This window comes from Marinobacter sp. DY40_1A1 (genome assembly GCF_016597815.1).
GTDB lineage: Bacteria > Pseudomonadota > Gammaproteobacteria > Pseudomonadales > Oleiphilaceae > Marinobacter > Marinobacter xiaoshiensis.
In genome coordinates, this window is the sequence record NZ_VCHA01000007.1 from 1 (window position 1) to 22,787 (window position 22,787).

Below are 22,787 nucleotides of genomic sequence, written 5' to 3' on the forward strand. Positions count from 1 at the left end.
CTCCAGCCAGCGCCCACACGAATTACTTGGTCAATTTGTTAAAGAGCGTTTGAGCCGTTGCTCAATCAAGGTGGCGTATTCTACATCGTCTCGCCGCCTTGTCAACCGTTTAATTAAAGAATCTTTAAACTCGTTTTCTTTAATACTTTCAAACAGTTGCCCTTCTTAATCCACCCCGTCTCAGCGGTGTGCCCCTCGAAGGAGATGCGCATTCTACAGACACACGCAGATCTGTCAACGGCCATTTTCAATTTATTTCAGAGAACCTCGGTTTCCACCTATGAATTAGCCAGAACAAGGCAGAAACCGATTAAAAACCGTACAGAACCACTAATAGTCTAAGCGCTTTACTTGCCAACCTTGGCTGACCGACGAGTCTTCCCCCGGAACAATGCGCGAACCGGCCCAGAAAGCGCATAAACCAGGAACCCGGTAAACAACACAGTAGCCGGATCCAGCGCGACCACCACAAGAATCAGCACCACAAGAAGTATGGCTGCAAACGGCACCCGACCACGAAGGTCCAGATCCTTGAAGCTGTGATACAGCACATTACTGACCATCAACACACCAGAGCCACCAACAACCACTATTGTCAGGAAGGTGAGCCATGCTGCAGGCTCGAATGAATGGAAGCACCAAACGAGACCAGCAACACACGCAGCAGCTGCAGGGCTGGGCAATCCAACAAAATACTTTTTGTCTACGGAACCGATCTGGGTATTAAACCGGGCCAGACGCAACGCTGTGCCGGCAACGTAGATAAAGGTTATGGCCCAGCCGATTTTATCCAATCCGTTCAGGGACCAGAAAAAAGCAACGAATCCGGGCGCAACACCGAAGGCAACCATATCCGCGAGGCTGTCATATTCCTCGCCAAACTTGCTTTGGGTGTTGGTCATTCGCGCAACGCGACCGTCCAACCCGTCCAATATCATGGAAACAAAGATTGCAATGGCAGCATTATCAAAAACGCCACCTGCCGCTGATACAATGGCATAGAAGCCAGAGAACAATGACGCGGTAGTTAGTGCGTTAGGGAGTAGATATATCCCTTTTTTTCGCACTGGCGCTCCCCCAATCAACTCTTCCTCCACAACCTCACCAGGCTCGATGTCGCACTCGCCCGCGGGGCCGGTAGTAATCTCCGGTTCTGCGGCCGGAGAACTCACTTCTTTATCTTTTCTTTCGTTAGTCATTCCCACTACTCCGGAAAGCATTTGGGCGAAGTATATACGAAAAACGCGGCCACCCGGGCCGCGTTTCATTAAACCAAGCGAAGCTCCACTCAGTTTTTGTCTTTATCTACGATCTTGTTGGCAGAGATCCAGGGCATCATTCCGCGAAGCTTTTCACCTGTCACTTCAATCTGATGCTCGGCATTCTGACGACGACGCGCAGTCATTGAAGGGTAGTTAAGAGCCCCCTCAGAGATGAACATCTTCGCGTACTCACCACTCTGGATACGCTTGAGCGCGTTGCGCATCGCTTCGCGTGACTGCTCGTTGATAATCTCCGGGCCAGTCACATACTCACCATACTCTGCGTTATTAGAGATGGAGTAGTTCATATTGGCGATACCGCCCTCGTACATCAGGTCTACAATCAGCTTCAGCTCGTGCAGACACTCAAAGTACGCCATTTCCGGAGCATAACCTGCTTCGGTCAAGGTCTCGAAGCCCGCCTTAACCAGCTCAACTGCACCACCACAAAGAACAGCCTGCTCACCGAACAGATCGGTTTCTGTCTCGTCCTTGAACGTGGTTTCGATGATACCGGTACGACCACCACCAATGCCGCTTGCATAAGAAAGAGCCACGTTCTTGGCGTTGCCAGACGCGTCCTGGAAGATAGCGATCAGGTCAGGAATACCACCGCCGTTAGCGAATTCGGTGCGAACAGTGTGACCTGGCGCCTTAGGGGCAACCATGATTACATCCAGGTCTTTGCGCGGAACAATCTGGTTGTAGTGAACAGCAAAACCGTGGGCAAATGCCAAAGTAGCGCCCTGCTTCAGGTTTGGCTCGATTTCGGCAGCGTACAACTGGGACTGAAACTCATCTGGCGTCAGAATCATTACAACGTCAGCCGCAGCAACTGCAGACGGTACGTCACTAGTCTTCAGGCCATAGGCTTCTGCCTTGGCGATGGACGAGGATCCTGGACGCAGACCTACAGTTACATCAACACCGGACTCTTTCAGGTTGCACGCATGTGCGTGACCCTGTGAGCCAAAACCGATGATGGCAACTTTCTTGCCCTGGATGATAGAAAGATCGCAATCCTTATCGTAATAAACCTGCATGACTAACCTCTATGATTTGTGATGGCCTTTTCAAGCGGCCAAAGCTTTCGTTAAACACTAAACCGTTTTAAAGACTTAAAACCTTTTCGCCTCTGGCGATTCCGGAAATCCCCGAGCGTACCACTTCCAGCACGCCAGATGCTCCAATCGCCTGAACAAAGCCATCCAGCTTATCGCTTGGCCCTGCCAGCTGAACTGTATAGACCGAACTGGTCACATCAACGATCTGCCCCCTGAAAATATCCACAGTACGCTTGATTTCAGCGCGCTGAGAACCGGTTGCTTTCAGCTTGATCAGCATTAGCTCTCGCTCGATGTGTGGGCCCTCAGTAAGGTCCACCAACTTAACCACCTCAACGAGTTTGTTGAGCTGTTTGGTAATCTGCTCAATCACTCGATCCGGGCCAGTTGTTGTTACCGTCAGGCGAGACAGAGTCTCGTCCTCCGTTGGCGCAACAGTCAGGGTCTCAATGTTGTAGTTACGCTGCGAAAACAAACCAACTACTCGGGACAGAGCCCCCGGTTCGTTTTCCAGCAAGACAGAAATGATTCGACGCATGATCACACCCTCTCCGTTTTGCTGAGCCACATATCTTTCATGCAGCCGCGAGCTACTTGCATCGGGTATACATGCTCAAAGCGGTCAACCTGAATATCCACGAAAACCAGCCTGTCCTTCATAGCCAGAGCTTCCTTGAGCTTGGGCTCCAGATCTTCTTTCTTATCGATCCTGATACCCACATGACCGTAAGCTTCAGCCAACTTGATGAAATCAGGCAGGGACTCCATGTAGGAATGAGAGTGCCTGGACTCGTAGTTCATGTCCTGCCACTGCTTCACCATACCCAGAGCCTGATTATTCAAGTTGATAATCTTCACCGGCAACTTGTACTGGTTACAGGTGGAGAGCTCCTGAATATTCATCTGGATACTGCCCTCACCTGTAATACAGAGCACTTCGTCATCCGGATGGGTCAGCTTGATGCCCATAGCGGCTGGCAAGCCAAAGCCCATGGTGCCGAGTCCACCGGAGTTGATCCAGCGATTCGGCTTATCAAACTTGTAGTACTGAGCCGCGAACATCTGGTGCTGCCCCACATCAGAGGTAACAAATGCATCCCCATTCGTGAGGCGGTGCAGCATTTCGACGACTTCTTGCGGCTTGATTACATCCGGGCTGGTTTCATAGCGCATACCATGGAAAGCGCGCCATTCATCAATCTGCTTCCACCAGGATGCGATAGCCTCTGCATCCGGCTTTTCCTTGCTCTCTTTTACCAGTGCGAGCATTTCCTTGAGAACCGCATCCACCGGCCCCACGATCGGCACGTCGGCGTCGATGGTCTTGGAGATTGATGCCGGATCAATATCAATATGAATAATCCGTGCACCAGGGCAGAACTTCTCTGTTGCGTTGGTGACGCGATCATCAAACCGCGCACCAACCGCCAGAATAAGGTCCGAGTGGTGCATCGCCATATTCGCTTCGTAGGTTCCGTGCATGCCAAGCCAGCCAAGGTGCTGCTTGTCGCTGGCCGGATAACAACCAATCCCCATCAGGGTATTAGTAATCGGATAACCCAACTTGCGCACCAACTCTGTTAGCTGACCGGATGCCTTGCCCAGAATGACACCGCCACCGGCATATATAACAGGGCGTCGCGCCGCCAGCATCATATCGACCGCTTTTTTGATCTGGCCTGCATGGCCACGGATAGCCGGATTGTATGAGCGCAGCTTTACTTTTTTCGGATAAGCGTACTCGAAGCGCTCATTAGGCGCGGTCATATCCTTGGGAATATCCACAACAACAGGACCAGGGCGACCGGTAGAGGCGATGTAATACGCTTTGCGGATAATTTCCGGAATCTCTGACGGATGACGCACACTGAGGTTGTGCTTAACGACAGGCCTGGAAACACCCATCATATCGGTTTCCTGAAAGGCATCTTCGCCAATCAGAGTGGATGCAACCTGCCCGCACAGAACCACCATGGGGATGGAGTCCATGAATGCAGTTGCAATACCGGTAATGGTATTGGTGGCTCCAGGGCCAGAGGTCACAAGCACAGTTCCTGGCATGCCAGTCGCGCGTGCATAGCCATCAGCCATGTGCACCGCCGCCTGTTCGTGCCTTACCAGAATGTGTTTGACCTCGTCCTGCCTGAACAGCGCATCATAAATATGAAGGGCTGCACCACCCGGATAGCCATATATGTACTCGATCCCCTGATCCTGCAGGGAGCGGATCAGCATATCGGCGCCAGACAATAACTCCACGATTTTATACCCTCTTCTACGAGTGAATGAGCCGGGCACACGCCCGGTTGCCTGGGTTCACGGTTACCCTGCTTCTTTTGAAAGCGGAACCGGCTGCTCCACACTTTGTTAAGAGGTTGTCTCCTGGCCAGCCGCCCTCCTGAGGGTTGCGGAGAACGGCCAATCGACGGGTTGCACGTAAGCAACAACCATTCCGCGACAGATGCGCGGCACGCTCAGTGTGGTAAATAACGGGGGATACTTGCACGGGATTGCCTGCCGTTAGCCCCAGTCTTCAGGCAATCCGTAATTCTGACAGCGCTAAACTCCCTGTCAATAGCCACTGTTGCATTCTGTACCCATTGTGTTGGATGCTCTGCGTTAAATAATTGAAACTCAGGTGCGGAGTTTTGAACCAAGCGGAAGAAAATTCCTCGCTCAGGTGGCATGATAGGCGCACGTAAAACACAACGAGTAGAGCCATGAACAGAAAAACCCTGATGCTGACATTATTAATCGCCGTAGCACCCGGCATGGCAATGAGCGCCTCTGTGTACAAATGGACGGACGACAATGGTGTTACCCATTATGGCGACCGTCAGCCGGTTGGAGCCAGCTCCGAGACTGTCAACGTTCGCTCTGGCACATCTTCTGGATCTGACAGCAGCCGCACTAGCCCCCAGCAACGCCTGAACGAGTTACAAGAGCAACAGCAGAAAAAAGCCGAGCGGGAAAATGAGACTGCGGTTGAAGCGGCGCGCCGCAAGCAGCGTGAGGCGAATTGCGAGACAGCACGGGCAAACCTGGAAATCATCGAGAGCAACGCGCGTATCCGAATCGAGGAAAATGGCGAGCAACGCTACCTTGCACCTGAAGAAATCGCTGAACAAAAATTGAAGTTCGAAGAAGTTGTCGCTGAGAACTGTGGCCCAGAGCCCCAAAAATAGGCCTTAAACCCAAGCGCCAAGACAGCAAAAAGTGGGCAGGGCCGAAGCCATGCCCACTTTTCCCTAGTTTTTAATCATGCTTTTTCGAACACCAGCACACTGCCGTCCGCAGAGGCACGAATGGTGTCACCAGAGACAAAGTCTCCCCGCAACAATCTTTGCGCCAACGGGTTTTCAATCATCCGCTGAACGGCTCTCTTCAGCGGCCGGGCTCCGTATACGGGATCGTAGCCGACTTCGCCCAGAAGATTCATCGCAGCATCATCCAGCTCCAACTTCACTCCCTGTTCCTGCAGGCGCCTGTTGAGTATCTCAACCTGAATTTTGGCGATTCCATGAATCTGGTCTCCAGCCAGCGGATGGAACACAACCACTTCATCCACACGGTTAATAAACTCAGGCCGGAAGTGAGCTCCTACCTCCACCATAACCGCAGCCTTCATGGCTTCGTAATTTTCAGCTCCCGCTTTTTGCTGAATGATGTCTGAGCCCAGGTTTGAGGTCATCACGATAACTGTGTTGCTGAAGTCCACCGTTCTACCCTGACCATCTGTAAGACGACCGTCATCAAGAACCTGAAGCAGTATGTTGAAGACATCCGGGTGCGCTTTTTCAACTTCGTCCAGTAACAGCACGGAATAGGGGCGCCGACGAACGGCCTCGGTAAGGTAGCCGCCCTCTTCATAACCCACATACCCTGGGGGCGCACCGATCAGCCGGGCAACGGAATGCTTCTCCATAAACTCCGACATATCGATTCGCACCATAGCGTCATCGGTATCAAAGAGGAACGAAGCAAGCGCCTTGCACAGTTCGGTTTTACCGACTCCTGTTGGCCCAAGGAACAGGAAGGAACCATTAGGCCGCTGCGGATCTGCCAAGCCGGCCCGGGAACGGCGTACGGCATTCGATACCGCCTCTACCGCCTCACTCTGACCAATCACACGTTTGTGCAGGGCCTCTTCCATACGCATCAACTTATCGCGCTCGCCTTCCAGCATTCTGGATACAGGAATACCTGTCCATTTCGAAACAACCTCTGCGATCTCCTCGTCGGTGACACGATTTCGCAGCAACTTCATTTCCATCATTTCTGCCTGGCTTGCCATATCGAGCTGACGCTCCAGCTCCGGGATGCGGCCATACTGCAACTCGGACATTTTGCCCAAGTCACCTGCCCGACGGGCGGTCTCCAGATCAATACGCGCCTGCTCAAGCTGGCTCTTTATTTTCTGGGAGCCGTGCAAGGCAGCCTTTTCCGTATTCCAGATTTCCTCAAGATCAGCGTACTCGCGTTCCACACCCCCGATAACACTGGAAAGCTCTTCAAGGCGCTTCTTTGACGCGGCATCGGTCTCCTTTTTCAGAGCCTCTCGCTCGATTTTTAGCTGGATGAGCCTGCGCTCCAGGCGATCCAGGGGCTCCGGTTTGGAGTCCATCTCCATCCGGATCTGGCTCGCCGCTTCATCGATCAGATCAATCGCCTTGTCCGGCAACTGGCGGTCTGTAATGTAGCGCTGAGACAACTTGGCCGCGGCGATAATCGCTCCATCCGTCACCTCAACACCGTGGTGTACTTCGTAGCGCTCTTTCAGACCCCGGAGAATCGCGATGGTGTCTTCTTCATTCGGCTCATTCACCAGCACTTTCTGAAAACGGCGCTCCAGAGCGGCGTCTTTTTCAATGTTCTCACGGTATTCGTTCAACGTGGTGGCACCCACGCAATGCAACTCGCCCCGGGCCAGCGCCGGCTTGAGCATGTTACCCGCGTCCATGGAGCCTTCGGCTTTACCTGCACCCACCACCGTATGGATTTCATCGATGAACAGAATGATCTGACCTTCCTGTTTGGCGAGTTCATTGAGCACCGCTTTCAAACGCTCCTCAAACTCGCCCCGAAACTTGGCGCCAGCTATAAGCGAGCCCATATCCAGAGACAACACTCGCTTGTTTTTCAGACCTTCGGGTACTTCGCCGTTTACAATCCGTTGGGCCAAGCCTTCGGCAATGGCGGTTTTACCAACGCCCGGCTCGCCGATAAGTACCGGGTTGTTTTTACGGCGGCGCTGCAGCACCTGAATAGTGCGGCGTATTTCGTCATCACGACCAATTACCGGGTCAAGTTTCCCGGCTTCGGCCCGCTCGGTCAGATCAATCGTATATTTGGAGAGCGCCTGACGGCTTTCCTCTGCACCTGCATCATCCACAGTTTCACCACCTCGAACGGTATTAATAGCGTTTTCCAGGGCAGCTTTATCTACACCCTGTTCACGCAACACACGACCAAGCGTGCCACGGTCTTCCAGAGCGGCCAAAAGCATCAACTCACTGGATATAAATTGATCTTTTCGCTTCTGCGCCAATTTATCGGCAATATTGAACAGTCGCCCCATGTCGTTCGACATAGCGACATCGCCTGCGCTGCCACTCACTTCAGGCAGGTTTTCTATTTCTTGCGCGACAGCCTTGCGCACACGACCAGGTTCAGCGCCAGCCTGCTTAAGAAGCGGGGTGATGGAGCTGCCTTGCTGATCCAGCATGGCCTGCATGAGGTGGAGAGGCTCAATAAAGTTATGATCCTTGCCAACCGCCAGTGATTGCGCGTCAGCCAGTGCGGTTTGTAACAGACTGGTGAGTTTATCGATTCTCATGAATTCGTTTCCCCGATTTGTCCAGCGAATGCGATCAGTTATTGCACATTCGATTAGCATTGGGAACTAATGTAGGGGCTATCAGGGGAAGTTCAAGGTCACCACGGACAAAACCGTCAGAAAATTGACAGAGCTCAGGTTTTCCAGATGGCGGTGGCCATGCGACCGGTCTTGCCATCGCGGCGATAGGAATAAAAACGCTGTTTATCGGTAACCGTACAAAAGCCGCCGCCGAAAATCTTTGTAACGCCCATATTCTGCAGGCGCTGCCGGGCAAGCAGATAGATATCGGCCATATAATGCCCCTCTCGAGCACCCTCAGAACTGAATGCACTTTCGGCTTCTGGATCATGCGCCATAAACGCCGCTTTCACTTCCGGGCCTACTTCAAATGTCCCTGGGCCTATGGCTGGTCCCAACCAGGCCATCAAGGTGTTGCCGGGCAACCCCATAGCGGAGACCAGATTTTCCAGAACGCCACCACACAAGCTGCGCCAGCCTGCGTGGGCAGCTGCCACGGTAGTCCCATTCAGGTCACAGAGCATAACCGGCAAACAATCTGCCGTAAGGATAGTGCAGGCGTTATTAGCCGCCTGAGTCCAGCTTGCATCCGCATCAGGAATACTCACACCCTCTGCTGGAGGAAGGCGGACAACGTCAGTACCGTGGACCTGGTTGAGCCACACGAAAGCATCTGCCGGAAGGCTACAGGCACGGGCCAGCCTCAGGCGATTTTCCGCCACGCGTGCAGGTTCATCGCCCACATGACTCCCAAGGTTCATACTAGCCCAAGGCGGCATGCTAACGCCGCCCAACCGGATAGTACACACTGCATGGATGTTCGAGGGAGCAGGCCAATCCGGACGGATCAGCGGCACTTCTGAAACCCAGTCAGAACTCATCGCTCTCCAAATCCTTAACATGCTTGCGCAACGCTGCTAACAAACCCAGGAAGTCTTCCGGCAAAGGCACCTCCCAGCTCAGGATCTCACCGGTTTCCGGGTGTTCCAGCGTGAGCTGTCGCGCATGCAACGCTTGCCGGTGAAATGCCGAGAGTACCTGGCGCAACTCTTCTGTTGTGCCTTTCGGTAATCGAAGGCGGCCGCCATAGAGGGGATCACCCACCAACGGGTGCTTAACATGAGCCATGTGGACTCGAATCTGGTGGGTGCGACCGCTTTCAAGCTTGCAGCGCACATGAGTATGAGCCGCAAAGCGCTCAATCAGGCGATAATGGGTTACCGCGGGCTTGCCACTTTTGACAACACCCATTTTCTTTCGTTCATGGGGATGACGGCCAATGGGCGCATCCACCGTGGCACCACCTGTGAGGGTACCAACAACTACCGCCTCGTACTCCCGACCCATGCTGCGGGTTTGCAGCTGATCAACCAGCGATGTGTGGGCAATCAGGCTTCGAGCAACCACCATAATCCCTGAAGTATCCTTATCGAGACGATGGACAATGCCAGCTCTTGGCAGGTTTTCCACCTCCGGTGCATAGTTCAACAACGCATTGACCAAGGTGCCATCTGCGTGGCCAGCTGCAGGATGAACAACTAAGCCCGCCGGCTTGTTGATCACAAGCAGATGCTCATCTTCATAGACAATATCCAGGCTGATGGCTTCGGCCTGCCAGGTCACCTGAGCTTCAGGCTCTGCGTCCAGCTCTATCCGGTCGCTGAGCATCACCTTGTCTTTCGGCCTGCGAACTTCCCCGTTTACTGTTAACGCACCGCTGCGAATCCAGGATTGCAGGCGCGAGCGCGAGTGTTCGGGCATAAGTTCTGCCACCGCCTGGTCCAGGCGCCGATCGCTCAAAGCGGGTGGCACAGCAAAACTGGCAACTATTCGGTTTTCAGATGACATTAAGCCCCCAGGGCCGGTTTGAGTTAGGTTTTGGTCAGTATATTTGAAACAGTCGGGCTGTGCTTTCCACATTCATCCACATGTAATCATGTGAGGCTGCACATAAGGCGAGTTCCCCGCTACAATAGCGCCCTTGAATTTATCGACATTATACGGGATTCCGGCATGAGATCAGGTGTTCGTTTATTGCTACTTTCAACACTGGTTGTGCTGATCAGTGCCTGCGCCTCTAAAGGGCCAGAGGAAGTGCTTCCGGAAAAAACCTATTATGATAATGCGCGCCAGGCAATGAACTCCGGCAACTTCAATGAAGCCGAACGAAATCTTGACTCCCTGGAGACCTACTACCCTTTCGGCCGGTACGCGGAACAGGCTCAGCTTGACCTCATATATGCCCGCTACCAAAACCTGGATCTTGAAGGCTCCAGAGCTGCTGCAGACCGCTTCCTACGTCTGAACCCTCAAAGTGATCACGCGGATTACGCACTCTACATGCGCGGGTTCGCCTCGTATAACCTGGATATCGGCCTGGCCGCTCGCTACTTTGCAATTGACGTTGCTGCCCGGGATGCCGGGGAGCAGCTCCAGTCTTTCCGTGACTTCAGTGAACTGTTGAACCGTTATCCGGAAAGCGAATACGCAGCAGACGCTCGCCAGCGCATGATCGCCGTTCGCAACCGCATGGCGGAACTGGAACTTCACGCGGCGCGCTATTACATCAAGCGGGAAGCCTATGTGGCAGCCAACAACCGGGCACGCTACATCGCAGAGAACTATCCTACATCACCCGCGGTTGAAGAAGCTCTGATTATCCTCGCAGAAACTTTTGATTTTCTGAAATTCAAAAAAGGGTCTCAGGACGCTATCGCTCTGCTGCGACAGAACTTCCCCGAAAGCGACGCCTTCAACAGCGATGGCGAGTTTGAAGCCAACTTGCTGAAACGCGAAAACCGCTCACTCTCCAGCGTGGTTACCTTCGGGATTCTGGGCGACGAATAACACCCCGCCCGGTCAATTGCCGCTTTTCCATCCACTGGTGATGGGATAGCGGCGATCTTTGCCAAACCCGCGCTCAGTAATGCGAATGCCAATAGGTGCCTGGCGGCGCTTGTATTCGTTGAGGTCCACCAAACGGACAACACGGGTAACATCCGCCGGATCAAAGCCCTCCGCAATAATCGCATCCGCACTGAAATCCCGCTCTACATACAAGTTCAGGATCTTATCCAGCACATCGTAACCTGGAAGATTGTCTTCATCTTTCTGGTCCGGGGCCAACTCCGCCGAAGGTGGCCGCGTAATGACTCGCTCGGGAATCACCGGAGAGACGGAGTTGCGATACCAGGCAAGACGGAAGACCAGTGTTTTGGGAACATCCTTGAGCACATCAAAACCGCCCGCCATATCGCCATAAAGGGTTGAGTAGCCTACCGCCAACTCACTCTTGTTACCGGTGGTCAGTACCAGGGATCCAAATTTATTGGAAAGCGACATGAGCATAACGCCGCGAATACGGGCTTGCAGATTTTGCTCGGTGGTATCGACCGCTGTGCCCTCAAACGGCTCCGCCAAAGCAGTCATAAAGGATTCATACATAGGCTCGATCGAGTAAACATCATACTGAACGCCCATGGCCACCGCCTGAGCCTCCGCATCCTCCAGACTGATATCCGATGTATATCTGAAAGGCATCATGACAGCGCGAACACGCTTCGGCCCCAGTGCATCCACCGCCACAGCCAGAGCAACAGCAGAATCTATACCGCCAGAGAGGCCAAGCACCACAGACTTGAAACCATTCTTGTTCACATAGTCTCGAACACCTGCTACCAGTGCGCTATACACGTTTTCTTCAAGGGTGGGCTCTATGGGCAGGGGCTGGGAGACCGGCTGACAGTGATGCTCACACAGGAAATCCACCGAAAACAGACCCTCGGCGAATTGAGGGGTTTGTACTGCCAGGGAGCCGGAATGATCGTAGACCATTGAGCCACCATCAAACACCAGTTCGTCTTGAGCTCCCACCAGGTTGGCGTAAACAATGCTCACCCGGTTATCCCGGGATTTGCGCTCAAGTAACGCTTTTCTTCGGGCCTGCTTGTCGATGTCATAGGGTGATGCATTCAGATTAATAATTAGCCGTGCGCCCGCAGCCGCAGAGTCTTCAACAGGCCCGTCTGACCAAATATCCTCACAAACAGTCAGGCCAACCGGCACACCACAGATATCGACTACAACAGCACCCTCACCTTCGGCAAAGTACCGTTTCTCATCAAACACCTGATAATTTGGCGGGAACCGCTTGAAGTAATGCCCTGTTATTTCGCCGCCCTCAATCACTACCGCGGCGTTGAAAAGCCTGCCATCCTTCCGAAACGGAAGACCAACAACAATGGCTGCCCCCAGATCTGCACCTTGCAGGCGCCCTAAAGCCTCATTTACCCGAAGATCCATACTGGGCCGAAGCAACAAGTCTTCCGGCGGATACCCGGTAATACAGAGCTCCGGGAAGACAACAATGTCGGCTTCTTGTTCGGCGTAGGCACGCTTTGCTGCCTCAATGATCCGACCGGTGTTTCCTGGAATATCCCCCACAAGAAAATCCAACTGCGCCATCACTACCCGCAGGTTACGGGGGGATGAAGGTGAAAACGGGGTGTTCCCGGAAACAGACATACTTTGGCTCCTGTAACTCATTGCCACGAAAAGGCTATTATACCCTCCCAAAGACCCGGATTTCTTCCGCTCGACAACGGATTTCCAAAAACCATGGCTACAGACTCGGTATCAGCAGTCAAGACCGGCAAACGATCCCCGGGGATCCAACAGGCCAAGCTATTCCGCATCTACAATCATTATCGGGTTGTAATCAGCCTGATGCTGGTGGCACTGCTGTTTGTTGAACCGGTTAATTTTGACACCCGCTTTCGGTTCCTTGACTACTACCAGTTTGGAGTGATGGGTTATTTTGCTTTAAACGGCTTTCTTGCATTCATCATGCTCGCAGGCTTTCAGCCGCGGCAGCAGCACATCACGATATCTATTCTTCTGGATATCCTGATCATGCACGGGCTGTTATTTGCCAGCACGGGCATCACCAGCGGCTTGGCTAATCTTGTGATCATCTCGGTTGCAGCGGGTAATATTCTTACACCCAGCAGAATGGGCACCTTCTACGCAGCTCTTGCCGCAATTTGCTCACTCGGTATTTCAGGCTGGGCGATTCTGACTGTTGATGGGAACGGCGATGACATAGTCCGCGCCGGCTCCTTCGGCATTCTGTACTTTGCGGCCGCATTCGTTCTACAAAACATTTCTCGGAGAATGATGCGCAGCGAAGCGCTCGCCACCAGCCGCGCCAAGAGCATTGTAGAGTTGGAGCAGATCAACCAACAGATTATTCAGCGCATGCGTACCGGCATTCTTGTGCTCGATCGATATGGGCAGGTGAGGCTCGCAAACGCTGCTGCAGAGGAGTTACTTTTCGGAATCCCAACAGATCTAGCCCGACACACCACGCGCTCCCGAACCCTTCCCCAGGCGCTGAAATCGGGGCTGGACGCTTGGCTAAAGCACCCTGAAATGCGCACAAAACCGTTTCAACCGGCGCCTACCTCGCCACTTTTACAGGTAAGCTTCACCCAGCTTGATCAGGAACCCGGGGAACAGATTCTTGTATTTATTGAAGATATGAGCAAAGTGACCCAGCAGGCACAGCAAATGAAACTGGCCTCTCTGGGGCGCCTGACTGCAGGCATTGCTCACGAAATTCGCAACCCGCTTGGCGCCATAAGCCACGCGGCCCAACTAATGGAAGAGTCGCCTCACCTTGATGCAAGCGACCTGCAAATGCTGGACATAATCCAGCGACACTCTCGGCGGGTCAATGGCATTATAGAAAACGTTCTCAGTCTCTCCCGGCGCAGACCAGCAAATGCGGATTTGGTTGATGTGGCCACGTGGCTGGAAGAGTATCGGGCTGACTTTCTGCAGACTCAGAAAGAATCCGACCCACCTACCGATGTAGTTTTAAGCATTGAACCGCACATTCCCGATGCGCGATTTGATAAAAGCCAGATTGAGCAGGTACTGGTAAACTTGTGTGACAACGGTTTGCGGTACAGCCAGCAGCACTCTGGCGAACGAAGGATCGAGCTACGCGCGGGAGCCACTGCTGATGGAGAGCGCACCTATTTGGATGTGAGGGACTTTGGCCCCGGCATAGCTCCTGAATTCAGCCATTCAGTTTTCGAGCCATTTTATACAACGGACAAAGGTGGTACTGGCCTCGGGCTTTATCTGGCCCGAGAACTGTGCGAGGCTAACCAAGCCCACTTGTCCTTGATCGAAGACGATCAACCCGGCTGCTGTTTTCGTATCACCTTTGCCCACCCGGGGCGAATGATCTGACATGGAACTCTAACGACAAGATGACCACTCATACTGCGCTGATTGTTGATGATGAACCGGATATCCGGGATCTTCTTGAGATTACCCTTACCCGCATGGGTATAGAAACCCTGACCGCTCCCGATATTACCAGCGCACTCAAATTGCTGGAAAACCATAGCCCACAGCTTTGCCTGACAGACATGAACCTGCCAGATGGTAACGGCATAGAACTAGTGCAATGGATCCAGAAACATAAGCCAGCCACACCGGTAGCCGTCATCACGGCCTATGGCAGCATGGACACAGCCATCGAGTCGCTCAAGGCTGGTGCATTCGATTTCGTTTCCAAGCCGGTTGAGTTGTCGAGACTCAGAGAACTGGTAAACAGCGCACTTAAACTTACCAAAACCGAGCCAGACGCTGACGATGTTTCGGATGAGCCGGGGCTTCTGCTTGGCAACTCCTCGCAGATAAAGAAACTCAGGAACCAGACTCGCAAACTCGCCAGAAGCCAGGCACCGGTGTTTATCAACGGTGAATCCGGCAGCGGTAAAGAACTCGTGGCCCGTATGATTCACTTACAGGGCCCGCGCAGCGACGGCCCTTTTATAGCCGTTAACTGTGGCGCCATTCCTTCCGAGCTGATGGAAAGTGAGTTTTTCGGGCATAAAAAAGGCAGCTTTACAGGCGCCGTTGATAACAAGGACGGACTCTTTCGCTCTGCAAACGGCGGCACGCTGTTTTTGGATGAAGTGGCCGACCTGCCACTGGCCATGCAAGTAAAACTGCTGAGAGCCATTCAGGAAAAGGCCGTGCGGCCGGTAGGTGATACCAAAGAACTGCCCGTCGACATACGCTTGCTGAGCGCGACCCACCAAAACCTGGCGGAACTGGTTCAGGAGGGAACCTTTCGACAGGATTTGTTTTACCGGATTAACGTGATTGAGTTAGCAGTGCCTCCCCTTCGGGATCGCAAAGATGATATCGAATTACTGGCAAACCACATTCTTGAGCGCATTGCGCGGGAATATGAATGTGATGCAGCTACCCTCAGCCATGACGCCATAGACAGACTCAAAGAGCATGACTTTCCCGGCAACGTAAGGGAGCTGGAGAACATACTTGAACGGGCCTTTACCCTGTGTGATGCAGACCAGATAAATGCCTCTGACCTGCACCTTGGCGGAGGCATGGCTTCTGATGGATCACCATCTCCCGGCATATCTGAGGCTTGCCCATCCTTAGTGCCGGATGGCGATATTGACCTGGAGGGCTATCTTGAATCCATTGAGCGCCAGGCTATTGAGAAGGCGTTAGAGGCGACCCGCTGGAACAAGACGGCGGCGGCGAAGAAACTGGGAATCAGTTTTCGGGCGTTGAGGTATAGGTTGAAGAAGTTGGGGATGGAGTGAGTTTCAGGCTATTCTAAGCACTTAAAGACGGCGATACGCAGGATGCGATCGCTATATAACCCTTAAGACATGGACGTTGAAAAAAATGATTATACGGAATTCTCGCGGGTTTTCGCTTTTGGAGTTAGTGATTGTGGTGGCAATCGCAGCAGTTCTTGTAAACATAGCACTCCCCTCATTAACATCTCTTATAAATAGCCAAGAGCGTAGAGGTGCATTACACGACTTGATGGGCGTGTTTGCTTTTGCCCGCCAACACGCTGTGATGAATGGAGCCATTGTCACAGTCTGTCCGCTTGATGCAACCAATTCTTGCGGCAGGGATTGGAATAGTGATATTCATGCTTTTCTGGATCCTGACAACACCAGAACACTCAACTCAAACGAAAACCTTCTCAGGACCATCTCACCTAATGGCAGTGGACGCTTAGTGACCCGTTCGCTAAGCCGAAGCTTCTTTCAATTCAGACCGACCGGGTTCGCCCACAGCGATTTGGGCAACATCACTTGGTGCCCGGAATCCGGAGACAGCAGGCTGGCAGGTCAAGTTATTATCAGTAGGGGTGGTCGAGTAAGAATCGCCAAGGATACCAATAACGATGGTATCCCTGAGGATTCAAGAGGCCGTCCACTGCGCTGCTAGTTTTTACCAGCAGTCAGCTAGCGCCGCCGATTTGGCCCCAGTCTGCGTGAGACCCATGGTACCGCAACGATCGTTAGACTGAGCCCCTGTCGGAACAGCCCGTAATGCAAAGGTGTTTTGCGTTACGGCGGCCGTAAAGCTCAAATTGTAAAATGTTGTGCCGTTGCGAGGAGACCGAGTGAACGGCAACACCGGCTGGGCCAGAGGGGACCCTTCAAGGTAAGAGAAATCAGCGGCATATTGCCTTTCCATCCACTGCGCAAGCTCCATCAGGTCTGCCTGTGCCGCAGCCCTGCGGGCCTGTCGAACATTCTCCGTGTACGACGGGTAAGCAACAGCAGCTATGATGCCAATGATTGCGACAACAATCATCAGCTCGATCAGCGTAAATCCTGCCGAACGGCTAGAACGGCTAGAACGGCTAGAACGGCTAGAACGGACTGAATATAAGTGCGTGTTCAAAGCGTATCTACTCCTTTCAGCACCAGACGTCCACTCTCACCTTCAGGCTCAGACATCACGTTCATCAGGCGCTGCCCTTCACGCAAAACAGCAGTTGCTCCACCTGCTGAAATCGCCTGGCCGTTGATAATGACGGAGCCTTCCAGGAAGTACTCTCGATCATCTATCACCACCCTTCCCTGCTTGGGATAGATTGCATCCAGAACTGCAGCTTGCTCTAGCCCTTCGGTATCAGAATCGTTATAACCGCGAACACCTTTATGCTCCCCGTCCTGTGCCATGGAGCCTAAGCTCCAAGCACCCAGTGACATAGCAACTATGGTCAAAAGCAATACTCTCATGCTGTTACCCTCTGGTTCTTTGTCGGCGACGCTTTCTACCAGCCTCACTCATTAATCAGCTCGTTCCAACCTCGGCGCCCAGCGTTAACTACGGCTCCGCTAAGTGGGGGGATTTCTACCACGTCTACAGGGTCTTTACTGTTGCTGCCTGGAGTGAAGCGGAAATTGCCCAATATAGTTGATTGGTTAGGGAGCCCACTGCTTTGATAACCCGCAACTTTGGCTCCAAACTTGAGGAAGGCACGTTTTTCCGGCGTCAGTCCATCAAGCCCAAGCGACATCAGCCAACCACTACCGCCGCCCAAGCAAGGGTTTTGATCTGGAATCATCGTATTCAAATACAAAAATTCACCTCGTACCTGCGGACTAACAACAGCCCTTTCCCCACTAACTGGCAAGTCAACATACCACCCTTTGGCTGTTGCGAAATCCATCTTGCCACCGGTTGAATATCGCACTTTTGCTGTAGTTGAACCAGATACGGTCAGTGTTCCCTCTGTGATACTGCGGGATTCCAGAGTGGCGCGAGTTAACCCGGAGGTCCCTTTATCCCATACACCATATACAGATTGAGTCTTGTTGGACGTAACGTCATCAGATTCAAGATACTGGCCAGTTCCGAAATAAACCATCAAGTTCGGCATATTCCCCGCTCTCGGCATGGTTTTGTTCGCCGCCACAGCTGGCGCCGCGGTAATCGCCTGATTTGCTTGAGTAGTGAACAAAGGCTGTGCTAAAGAACCCGTATTATACGATGAAGCCCAAGAACCAGAACTGCTCAGGTTAGCAACCCACAAATTGCCATCCAAATCGCCGGCATAAACACGGTCTACGAGGTAGTCACCTGTTGTATCCAGAGCCGTTAATGGCGATAGACCGTCCCCACCAGATTTAAACTCAACATAGCGGACATCATCATTATCCCAGGTTCCATCCATGCCACCTTCAATATCAAGCATGAAGAACCCGGTGCTAGCTGTAGCTGAGTTATACCCGTTAGACACAAAAGCCGTCCAGCGTGTGTCTGTCCCCCACTTGGTCAAGCCAATCACGGGTGCCTGGGTTACATAGCCCATCTTCGCATTATCAGTGCCAGCGAACTCCCAGAGCACAATTTTCTCTGCGTTTGCCTCTGTGAATTCTGTAGGGTCCGTAACATCCAGTGCAAAAATACCCTTTGCTCCTGCTCTGCCCCCACCAACAATAATACTTCTCCAGTCCTCATCTGAGGTTAATGTGCCATCAGCCTTCTTGCCTTTGGTAAAGATATCCTGCTGCCGTATTTCCAGATCCACATAGTATCGATGCTGATATCCCGGATCTGTCAGGAAATGCAAACCCGCATTAGCATCTGTTGAGTTGTAAACAAAGCCAGGGATATAGGCGAGTACCTCATTCCCACCAGTCTCAGTTCCATTGAAACCATGGAGCATGCCATCGTTCGAACCGGTATATACAACTGGAGCACGAGACTTTGCACTTGCCGCAAAATCAGAGAAGCGGTTAGTCGCAGAACCGAAAGGCTCAGCGTCTGGCCATATTGCTCGAGGCTCACCAACAAATTCCGGTGAGGAGTTAACGATTGACCCCAAGCGACTTCCCCGCTTACGCCAGCCCGCAGTACCATCCAGAGAAATATCACCGCGAATGTACTCAAGCCTCTGCTCTGCCTCTGTGTCACTTACAGAGCCATACTTGAGATCGTTTTTCTGTGCGGTTGACAAATTTGCCCCCCAGCGGAAGCCTTTGGCCCCATTACCGTAAGTAATAATTACACGGTCATCTGCTGATAAATCGCGATTGTCCAGAATCGTTCTAGCAGACCAGCCGTTGCCATTTTTAACTGCATCATTGATATCTGGAACGACCGGAGAGTTAGTACCACCCAGCTTTGCCGCTTTGAGATCGCCCGTCCAGCCATTGGGATCAAACTGGGAGGCAAAGATCAGTGCACCTTGCTGGAAAGACGAAACGTCAAATTCAACCGCCGTTGATGACCCAGCTTCAGCAATTATTGCATTTACGGTTCCCGAGAGTTCCTTTGCAAACTTTTCAGGATCTGCTGCGCTAAAGAACCCACCCCTGCCATTAACCGCCGCATGCAGCATGTCATTAACTGTGTTTTCGGCATCCGAACCGGCCCACCAGTCAACCTTGCTGCCGCTTTCTATAGCTTTAAACGCATCGACTGGATCAACAGAGCCCTCTACACCCAGGCCCACAGTGTAGGTCACCATATGCTGCCAGAACGCCGGGTTTTTGTTCGAGGTTGGAACATAGTTGTTTATATCCGTCCTCAGATCACGCTTCCAAAAATACATGGCCACATCGGCAAGAGTTCCCTCCCCTTTTCCTTCTCCATCTTTGAACGGATCACCAGCTACATACTTGAACGAATCGCCTCTGTTATTAGTGATTTCAGAGCCATCTTTATCATCCGCTTCGTAAACACTGGAACGCGGATCGCTACCGTTGTAATACCCATCTGACATCAAAATCGTATAGGCAAGACGGCATTCCCTGACAGGGTTAGTGCTGCTCACAGACTTCTCAGGGTCATCAGACCAGGCACGCTCGCTGCGCTCGTAGTACCTTCCAGCACCTTCCAGAGCACGCCGGAGCGGGGTCCCACCATTTGCGGGGGCAACATACAGCCAGTCAAGAAACTGCTTTCTCCTCGCCGAGCTATATTCCCTTACTCCCTCTTCGACAGCCCGAATGTTTGTCGCGTCATCAATTTTGTTCTCGTCTCCATCATCGTAGTTGATGCGCCCCCAGCCAAGCCGGAAGTTTGTAGGAAGACCATAGAACGCAGCGCTGATACCTGCTCTCGATGCCTTTACACGGGTGTTATAATAGGAGTACCAATTTGCAAAGTTCTGTTTCTCGGCAGCTGATAGGTCATTGACAGAAACGTGATTATAACAGGCAGCCTGCAGGGGGTTCGCATCACATGATGATGAGCTGTTAAAAGTCCAATAAAACCCACCTCCTTCGACGTAATAACTTCTTATACGAAAATTGTTACTCAAATTATATTTAGAGCTACTTGAGTTATACCCATCTTCAGGTGCAGATGTATATGAAGATGCCGGCAATGCACCTGTTCCATCCGACTTAAGAGGTGGTTCATAGGTCACGCTTGGGTTGTACCACATCTTGTTCACATGGGATGAATAGTAGTACGGATAAGATGCGTCTTTGCCATCCTGATAATTTCTGTTGCCTTTACTCGACTGTATATTGTTGAAACTACTAAGCGCATCCGGCATGTACTCCCAGCCCATAGAACCGGAGTCATCCAGAATAAACATAAGGTTGGGCCCTACAGCACTCCCGATAAACAGTGGTTCCTGAGCCAAGTCGGGCCGAGCTGAATAACCCGCGGCTGGGAGAATGAGTAAAGCTGTGGACATGATAACTTTAAAGTTTAGTGTGCTCATGGATTTGCTCCTGCCAACCCACCGGGCTGAAATACATAGAAACCCTCGAGTAAGCGCATGCTTGAGCCCGATGGCCCAGCTGTTCTTACAAGGATGCGTGCATAATCGAATTCTGCGGGACCAGCGCTGCCATACTGGCTGAAATCACGCGGCAGTTGCCCTTGGGAATCCACAACAACTTTGCCTTTATATTCAAACATGAATTGCGGATCGACACCGTTCACAGCGGCTCCTTTGATAGCATTTTTGGGATCCCCGGATCCGTCCAAGGCCCAGGTAGCTGCGCTAAAAGGTGCTGGCACAGTTGTACTGGCAAGGGTCCCATCATAAAACCCGGTCGTTGAGCCAAACGCAGACAGATCAGAAAGCCCATCAAGCCTTGCTTCGGCTTCGCGCATAGCCGTTTCCGCAATCTCCAGAGCAAACATGCCATCTCTCTGGGCTGTCGACATTCGTTCTTGCATGGTGCTGCCTTGCATCCCCGAAACCGCGAGGAGTGTCAGTACCAGCAAAATAACAAGGGACAACAACAGTGCCGCACCCTTTTGCTTAATCATCATTCGCATGTTTATGTTACCCCGTTAAAACGGATTTCTGAGCGCATTGGTAAATGTATAAACTCTATACATCCGCCGGTCCGCTGCAGTAGTCACTAAGCCCGCGTTGGCAACACAGTCCTGCCAACCTGGAAAACAATACGTCTGAGCGCTGTCCATAATATTGTCATTTGGCGACGCAACAAGAAGACTCACCTCCACTGCGATTACGTTATCCCAGTTAGTCCCAGCCGCAGCAGCGCTCCAGCTTTGAACACCTGTCGCCGCAGTACCTTCACCAAACCGTATCTGCATATCTTCAACGCCTGCGACCAACTCAACGCTTGCTCCATTTGCCTGCCTCATGAATAACGAGCGCCCACCTCCTGCAGCATTGCCTATGAAATAGGCTTCGCTGTAGGGTTCAAAAATCTCTGTACCCCGCCGATAGTCTGCACTCAGGCAGGAACCTGCTGCTGTGCAAGCCGGAGGAGAGTTGCTGCTCAAATCATTTCCGGGGTTACCACCCGCCCCTGCAATGGCGCCAGCAGTTATCTGTATGTTGCCGCCAGAGTTGCTTAGCGTAGATATCTGAAATATATCGCCAAGCTCGCAATTCGATATAAAGACCAAATCGTTAACTGCAAGGTTACCCGCATCTGTAAGCCTGATGTTGCTGGTCGCGGTTACATCCGCAGCCAGTTGCACGATTGCCCCAGGCCGCCTCACTCCTGTGGCGTTAAAAAAATCTGTGCCAGCAATCGCTGTACCAGGCCGCTCGGTTCCAGCTGCCGATACACCTAAGGTGGAAAACCCGTGCAATGCCGCATCGTATAAACCATCAGATCCATCAAGATTATTAGTAATGCCATTCAACGGAAAACAGCCAAAAAATCCAGCGTTGCGTATTGCTCGGGACAATATATCGGCAGCGATCCGCCCAGACTCAAGCGCTCTAGCAGAGGCTTCATTGTGCCGAAACGACTGACTATTGGATGTAAAAACCTGAACTAATCCTACGGTTAACAGCGTGCCCAAGAGCAACGCAATCATCAGCTCGATTAGCGACAATCCTGCTTGCGCTCCGGAAGCGGCTGAAAGTCGATTGAGGCGTTTCATTTACAATCTCGCATCCACAGTGAGTGTTTGGGTGGCCAGGCTGCCGTTCGTAGCAAAGGGATCACGCTCTGTCCATGTTATCTGCACTTGGGCAACGGTTGAGTTTCCGTTCATCGTGACCGTTACGTCAGCGCCCGAACCAAGGTCCGCCAACATTTGTGTTTTCAATTCCGTCAGTTGACCAGCCGTTAAAGTTACTCCACCGTTTGCCCGCAACCTTTCAGCAACAGTCTGGGCATACATTGTGGCTTCTGAGCGTAGCGTTGAGTTGACTGTTTGTTGCATGGAAACCAACTGAACACCAGCCACCCCAAGCAAACCAATTGCAAGCACAAGAACTGCAACTAAAATCTCGATCATGGTAAAACCACGCTGAGGCTTTCGATACAAAAAAGGTTTAATCATTGC

Annotated in this window: 19 protein-coding genes; 5 read left to right on the forward strand and 14 right to left on the reverse strand. The window is 52.3% G+C overall.

What is annotated here, in order from left to right; translation table 11 throughout:
* Positions 1 to 347: 347 nt before the first annotated feature.
* The 4 genes from pssA to FFI61_RS16115 all read right to left on the reverse strand — a co-directional run bounded on the left by pssA (position 348) and on the right by FFI61_RS16115 (position 4,585).
* Positions 348 to 1,199 carry a CDP-diacylglycerol--serine O-phosphatidyltransferase gene (pssA, locus tag FFI61_RS16100; protein ID WP_200371736.1) on the reverse strand — a complete coding sequence of 284 codons (852 nt, stop codon included), beginning with the start codon at positions 1,197 to 1,199 and terminating at the stop codon, positions 348 to 350.
* 89 nt (positions 1,200 to 1,288) lie between these two features.
* Positions 1,289 to 2,305 carry a ketol-acid reductoisomerase gene (gene ilvC / locus FFI61_RS16105; protein WP_200204793.1) on the reverse strand — a complete coding sequence of 339 codons (1,017 nt, stop codon included), beginning with the start codon at positions 2,303 to 2,305 and terminating at the stop codon, positions 1,289 to 1,291.
* A gap of 67 nt (positions 2,306 to 2,372) precedes the next feature.
* A complete protein-coding gene (gene ilvN, locus FFI61_RS16110) occupies positions 2,373 to 2,864 on the reverse strand; it encodes an acetolactate synthase small subunit (protein ID WP_200204794.1) in 492 nt (163 codons plus the stop codon).
* A 2-nt stretch (positions 2,865 to 2,866) separates the two neighbouring features.
* Positions 2,867 to 4,585: an acetolactate synthase 3 large subunit gene (locus FFI61_RS16115; protein WP_200371737.1), complete on the reverse strand. Its 1,719-nt coding sequence runs from the start codon at positions 4,583 to 4,585 to the stop codon at positions 2,867 to 2,869.
* Positions 4,586 to 5,046: 461 nt separating this feature from the next.
* Between FFI61_RS16115 and FFI61_RS16120 the strand changes: the two genes are divergently transcribed.
* The gene (locus FFI61_RS16120; RefSeq protein ID WP_200371738.1) at positions 5,047 to 5,511 is read left to right on the forward strand and encodes a DUF4124 domain-containing protein; all 465 of its coding nucleotides are present in this window, start codon (positions 5,047 to 5,049) and stop codon (positions 5,509 to 5,511) included.
* Between the two features lie 74 nt (positions 5,512 to 5,585).
* Here FFI61_RS16120 and clpB read toward each other — a convergent pair whose 3' ends face one another.
* The 3 genes from clpB to rluD form a co-directional block, all read right to left on the reverse strand.
* Positions 5,586 to 8,162: an ATP-dependent chaperone ClpB gene (gene clpB / locus FFI61_RS16125; RefSeq protein WP_200204797.1), complete on the reverse strand. Its 2,577-nt coding sequence runs from the start codon at positions 8,160 to 8,162 to the stop codon at positions 5,586 to 5,588.
* Positions 8,163 to 8,296: 134 nt separating this feature from the next.
* Positions 8,297 to 9,064, reverse strand: a complete 768-nt coding sequence (gene pgeF, locus FFI61_RS16130) for a peptidoglycan editing factor PgeF (RefSeq protein WP_200204798.1) — start codon at positions 9,062 to 9,064, stop codon at positions 8,297 to 8,299.
* On the reverse strand, positions 9,054 to 10,031 hold the full coding sequence (gene rluD / locus FFI61_RS16135; RefSeq protein WP_200204799.1) for a 23S rRNA pseudouridine(1911/1915/1917) synthase RluD: 978 nt from the start codon (positions 10,029 to 10,031) through the stop codon (positions 9,054 to 9,056). Before rluD ends, pgeF begins: the two co-directional genes overlap by 11 nt.
* Before the next feature lie 165 nt (positions 10,032 to 10,196).
* Here rluD and FFI61_RS16140 point away from each other — a divergent pair, with 165 nt between their 5' ends.
* A complete protein-coding gene (locus FFI61_RS16140) occupies positions 10,197 to 11,030 on the forward strand; it encodes an outer membrane protein assembly factor BamD (protein WP_200371739.1) in 834 nt (277 codons plus the stop codon).
* Positions 11,031 to 11,042: 12 nt separating this feature from the next.
* Here FFI61_RS16140 and FFI61_RS16145 read toward each other — a convergent pair whose 3' ends face one another.
* Positions 11,043 to 12,707 (reverse strand): NAD+ synthase, encoded by a 1,665-nt coding sequence (locus tag FFI61_RS16145; protein WP_200371740.1) that lies wholly within the window; start codon positions 12,705 to 12,707, stop codon positions 11,043 to 11,045.
* A 93-nt stretch (positions 12,708 to 12,800) separates the two neighbouring features.
* Here FFI61_RS16145 and FFI61_RS16150 point away from each other — a divergent pair, with 93 nt between their 5' ends.
* From FFI61_RS16150 to FFI61_RS18080, 3 genes are all read left to right on the forward strand, one after another.
* Positions 12,801 to 14,441, forward strand: a complete 1,641-nt coding sequence (locus FFI61_RS16150) for a sensor histidine kinase (RefSeq protein ID WP_200204802.1) — start codon at positions 12,801 to 12,803, stop codon at positions 14,439 to 14,441.
* A 20-nt stretch (positions 14,442 to 14,461) separates the two neighbouring features.
* Complete coding sequence (locus FFI61_RS16155; protein ID WP_200371741.1) at positions 14,462 to 15,835, forward strand: sigma-54-dependent transcriptional regulator; 1,374 nt, start codon at positions 14,462 to 14,464, stop codon at positions 15,833 to 15,835.
* 85 nt (positions 15,836 to 15,920) lie between these two features.
* The gene (locus FFI61_RS18080) at positions 15,921 to 16,478 is read left to right on the forward strand and encodes a GspH/FimT family pseudopilin (protein WP_227715014.1); all 558 of its coding nucleotides are present in this window, start codon (positions 15,921 to 15,923) and stop codon (positions 16,476 to 16,478) included.
* Between the two features lie 3 nt (positions 16,479 to 16,481).
* Here FFI61_RS18080 and FFI61_RS18000 read toward each other — a convergent pair whose 3' ends face one another.
* The 6 genes from FFI61_RS18000 to pilV are packed head-to-tail and all read right to left on the reverse strand — an operon-like array spanning position 16,482 to position 22,784.
* Positions 16,482 to 16,940: a type IV pilin protein gene (locus tag FFI61_RS18000; protein WP_265092154.1), complete on the reverse strand. Its 459-nt coding sequence runs from the start codon at positions 16,938 to 16,940 to the stop codon at positions 16,482 to 16,484.
* Complete coding sequence (locus tag FFI61_RS16170; protein WP_200371743.1) at positions 16,937 to 17,329, reverse strand: hypothetical protein; 393 nt, start codon at positions 17,327 to 17,329, stop codon at positions 16,937 to 16,939. The genes FFI61_RS18000 and FFI61_RS16170 overlap by 4 nt, the downstream gene beginning before the upstream one ends.
* Entirely contained in the window at positions 17,326 to 20,724 is a 3,399-nt protein-coding gene (locus FFI61_RS16175; RefSeq protein ID WP_200371744.1) for a pilus assembly protein, read from the reverse strand. The genes FFI61_RS16170 and FFI61_RS16175 overlap by 4 nt, the downstream gene beginning before the upstream one ends.
* A complete protein-coding gene (locus FFI61_RS16180) occupies positions 20,721 to 21,290 on the reverse strand; it encodes a PilX N-terminal domain-containing pilus assembly protein (RefSeq protein ID WP_200371745.1) in 570 nt (189 codons plus the stop codon). Before FFI61_RS16180 ends, FFI61_RS16175 begins: the two co-directional genes overlap by 4 nt.
* Before the next feature lie 15 nt (positions 21,291 to 21,305).
* On the reverse strand, positions 21,306 to 22,379 hold the full coding sequence (locus tag FFI61_RS16185) for a PilW family protein (protein WP_200371746.1): 1,074 nt from the start codon (positions 22,377 to 22,379) through the stop codon (positions 21,306 to 21,308).
* On the reverse strand, positions 22,380 to 22,784 hold the full coding sequence (gene pilV, locus FFI61_RS16190) for a type IV pilus modification protein PilV (protein WP_200371747.1): 405 nt from the start codon (positions 22,782 to 22,784) through the stop codon (positions 22,380 to 22,382).
* Between the last annotated feature and the right edge of the window lie 3 nt (positions 22,785 to 22,787).

What these genes read in the sequence shown, in the direction of transcription:
- ilvN (WP_200204794.1), bottom strand. Translation starts at nt 2,864, where the DNA reads ATGCGTCGAATCATTTCTGTCTTGCTGGAAAACGAACCGGGGGCTCTG.
- FFI61_RS16140 (WP_200371739.1), top strand. Translation starts at nt 10,197, where the DNA reads ATGAGATCAGGTGTTCGTTTATTGCTACTTTCAACACTGGTTGTGCTG.
- pgeF (WP_200204798.1), bottom strand. Translation starts at nt 9,064, where the DNA reads ATGAGTTCTGACTGGGTTTCAGAAGTGCCGCTGATCCGTCCGGATTGG.
- FFI61_RS16150 (WP_200204802.1), top strand. Translation starts at nt 12,801, where the DNA reads ATGGCTACAGACTCGGTATCAGCAGTCAAGACCGGCAAACGATCCCCG.
- clpB (WP_200204797.1), bottom strand. Translation starts at nt 8,162, where the DNA reads ATGAGAATCGATAAACTCACCAGTCTGTTACAAACCGCACTGGCTGAC.
- FFI61_RS16120 (WP_200371738.1), top strand. Translation starts at nt 5,047, where the DNA reads ATGAACAGAAAAACCCTGATGCTGACATTATTAATCGCCGTAGCACCC.
- FFI61_RS16155 (WP_200371741.1), top strand. Translation starts at nt 14,462, where the DNA reads ATGACCACTCATACTGCGCTGATTGTTGATGATGAACCGGATATCCGG.
- FFI61_RS18080 (WP_227715014.1), top strand. Translation starts at nt 15,921, where the DNA reads ATGATTATACGGAATTCTCGCGGGTTTTCGCTTTTGGAGTTAGTGATT.
- pilV (WP_200371747.1), bottom strand. Translation starts at nt 22,784, where the DNA reads ATGATTAAACCTTTTTTGTATCGAAAGCCTCAGCGTGGTTTTACCATG.
- FFI61_RS16185 (WP_200371746.1), bottom strand. Translation starts at nt 22,379, where the DNA reads ATGAAACGCCTCAATCGACTTTCAGCCGCTTCCGGAGCGCAAGCAGGA.
- ilvC (WP_200204793.1), bottom strand. Translation starts at nt 2,305, where the DNA reads ATGCAGGTTTATTACGATAAGGATTGCGATCTTTCTATCATCCAGGGC.
- rluD (WP_200204799.1), bottom strand. Translation starts at nt 10,031, where the DNA reads ATGTCATCTGAAAACCGAATAGTTGCCAGTTTTGCTGTGCCACCCGCT.
- FFI61_RS16180 (WP_200371745.1), bottom strand. Translation starts at nt 21,290, where the DNA reads ATGCGAATGATGATTAAGCAAAAGGGTGCGGCACTGTTGTTGTCCCTT.
- FFI61_RS16175 (WP_200371744.1), bottom strand. Translation starts at nt 20,724, where the DNA reads ATGAGCACACTAAACTTTAAAGTTATCATGTCCACAGCTTTACTCATT.
- FFI61_RS16145 (WP_200371740.1), bottom strand. Translation starts at nt 12,707, where the DNA reads ATGTCTGTTTCCGGGAACACCCCGTTTTCACCTTCATCCCCCCGTAAC.
- pssA (WP_200371736.1), bottom strand. Translation starts at nt 1,199, where the DNA reads ATGACTAACGAAAGAAAAGATAAAGAAGTGAGTTCTCCGGCCGCAGAA.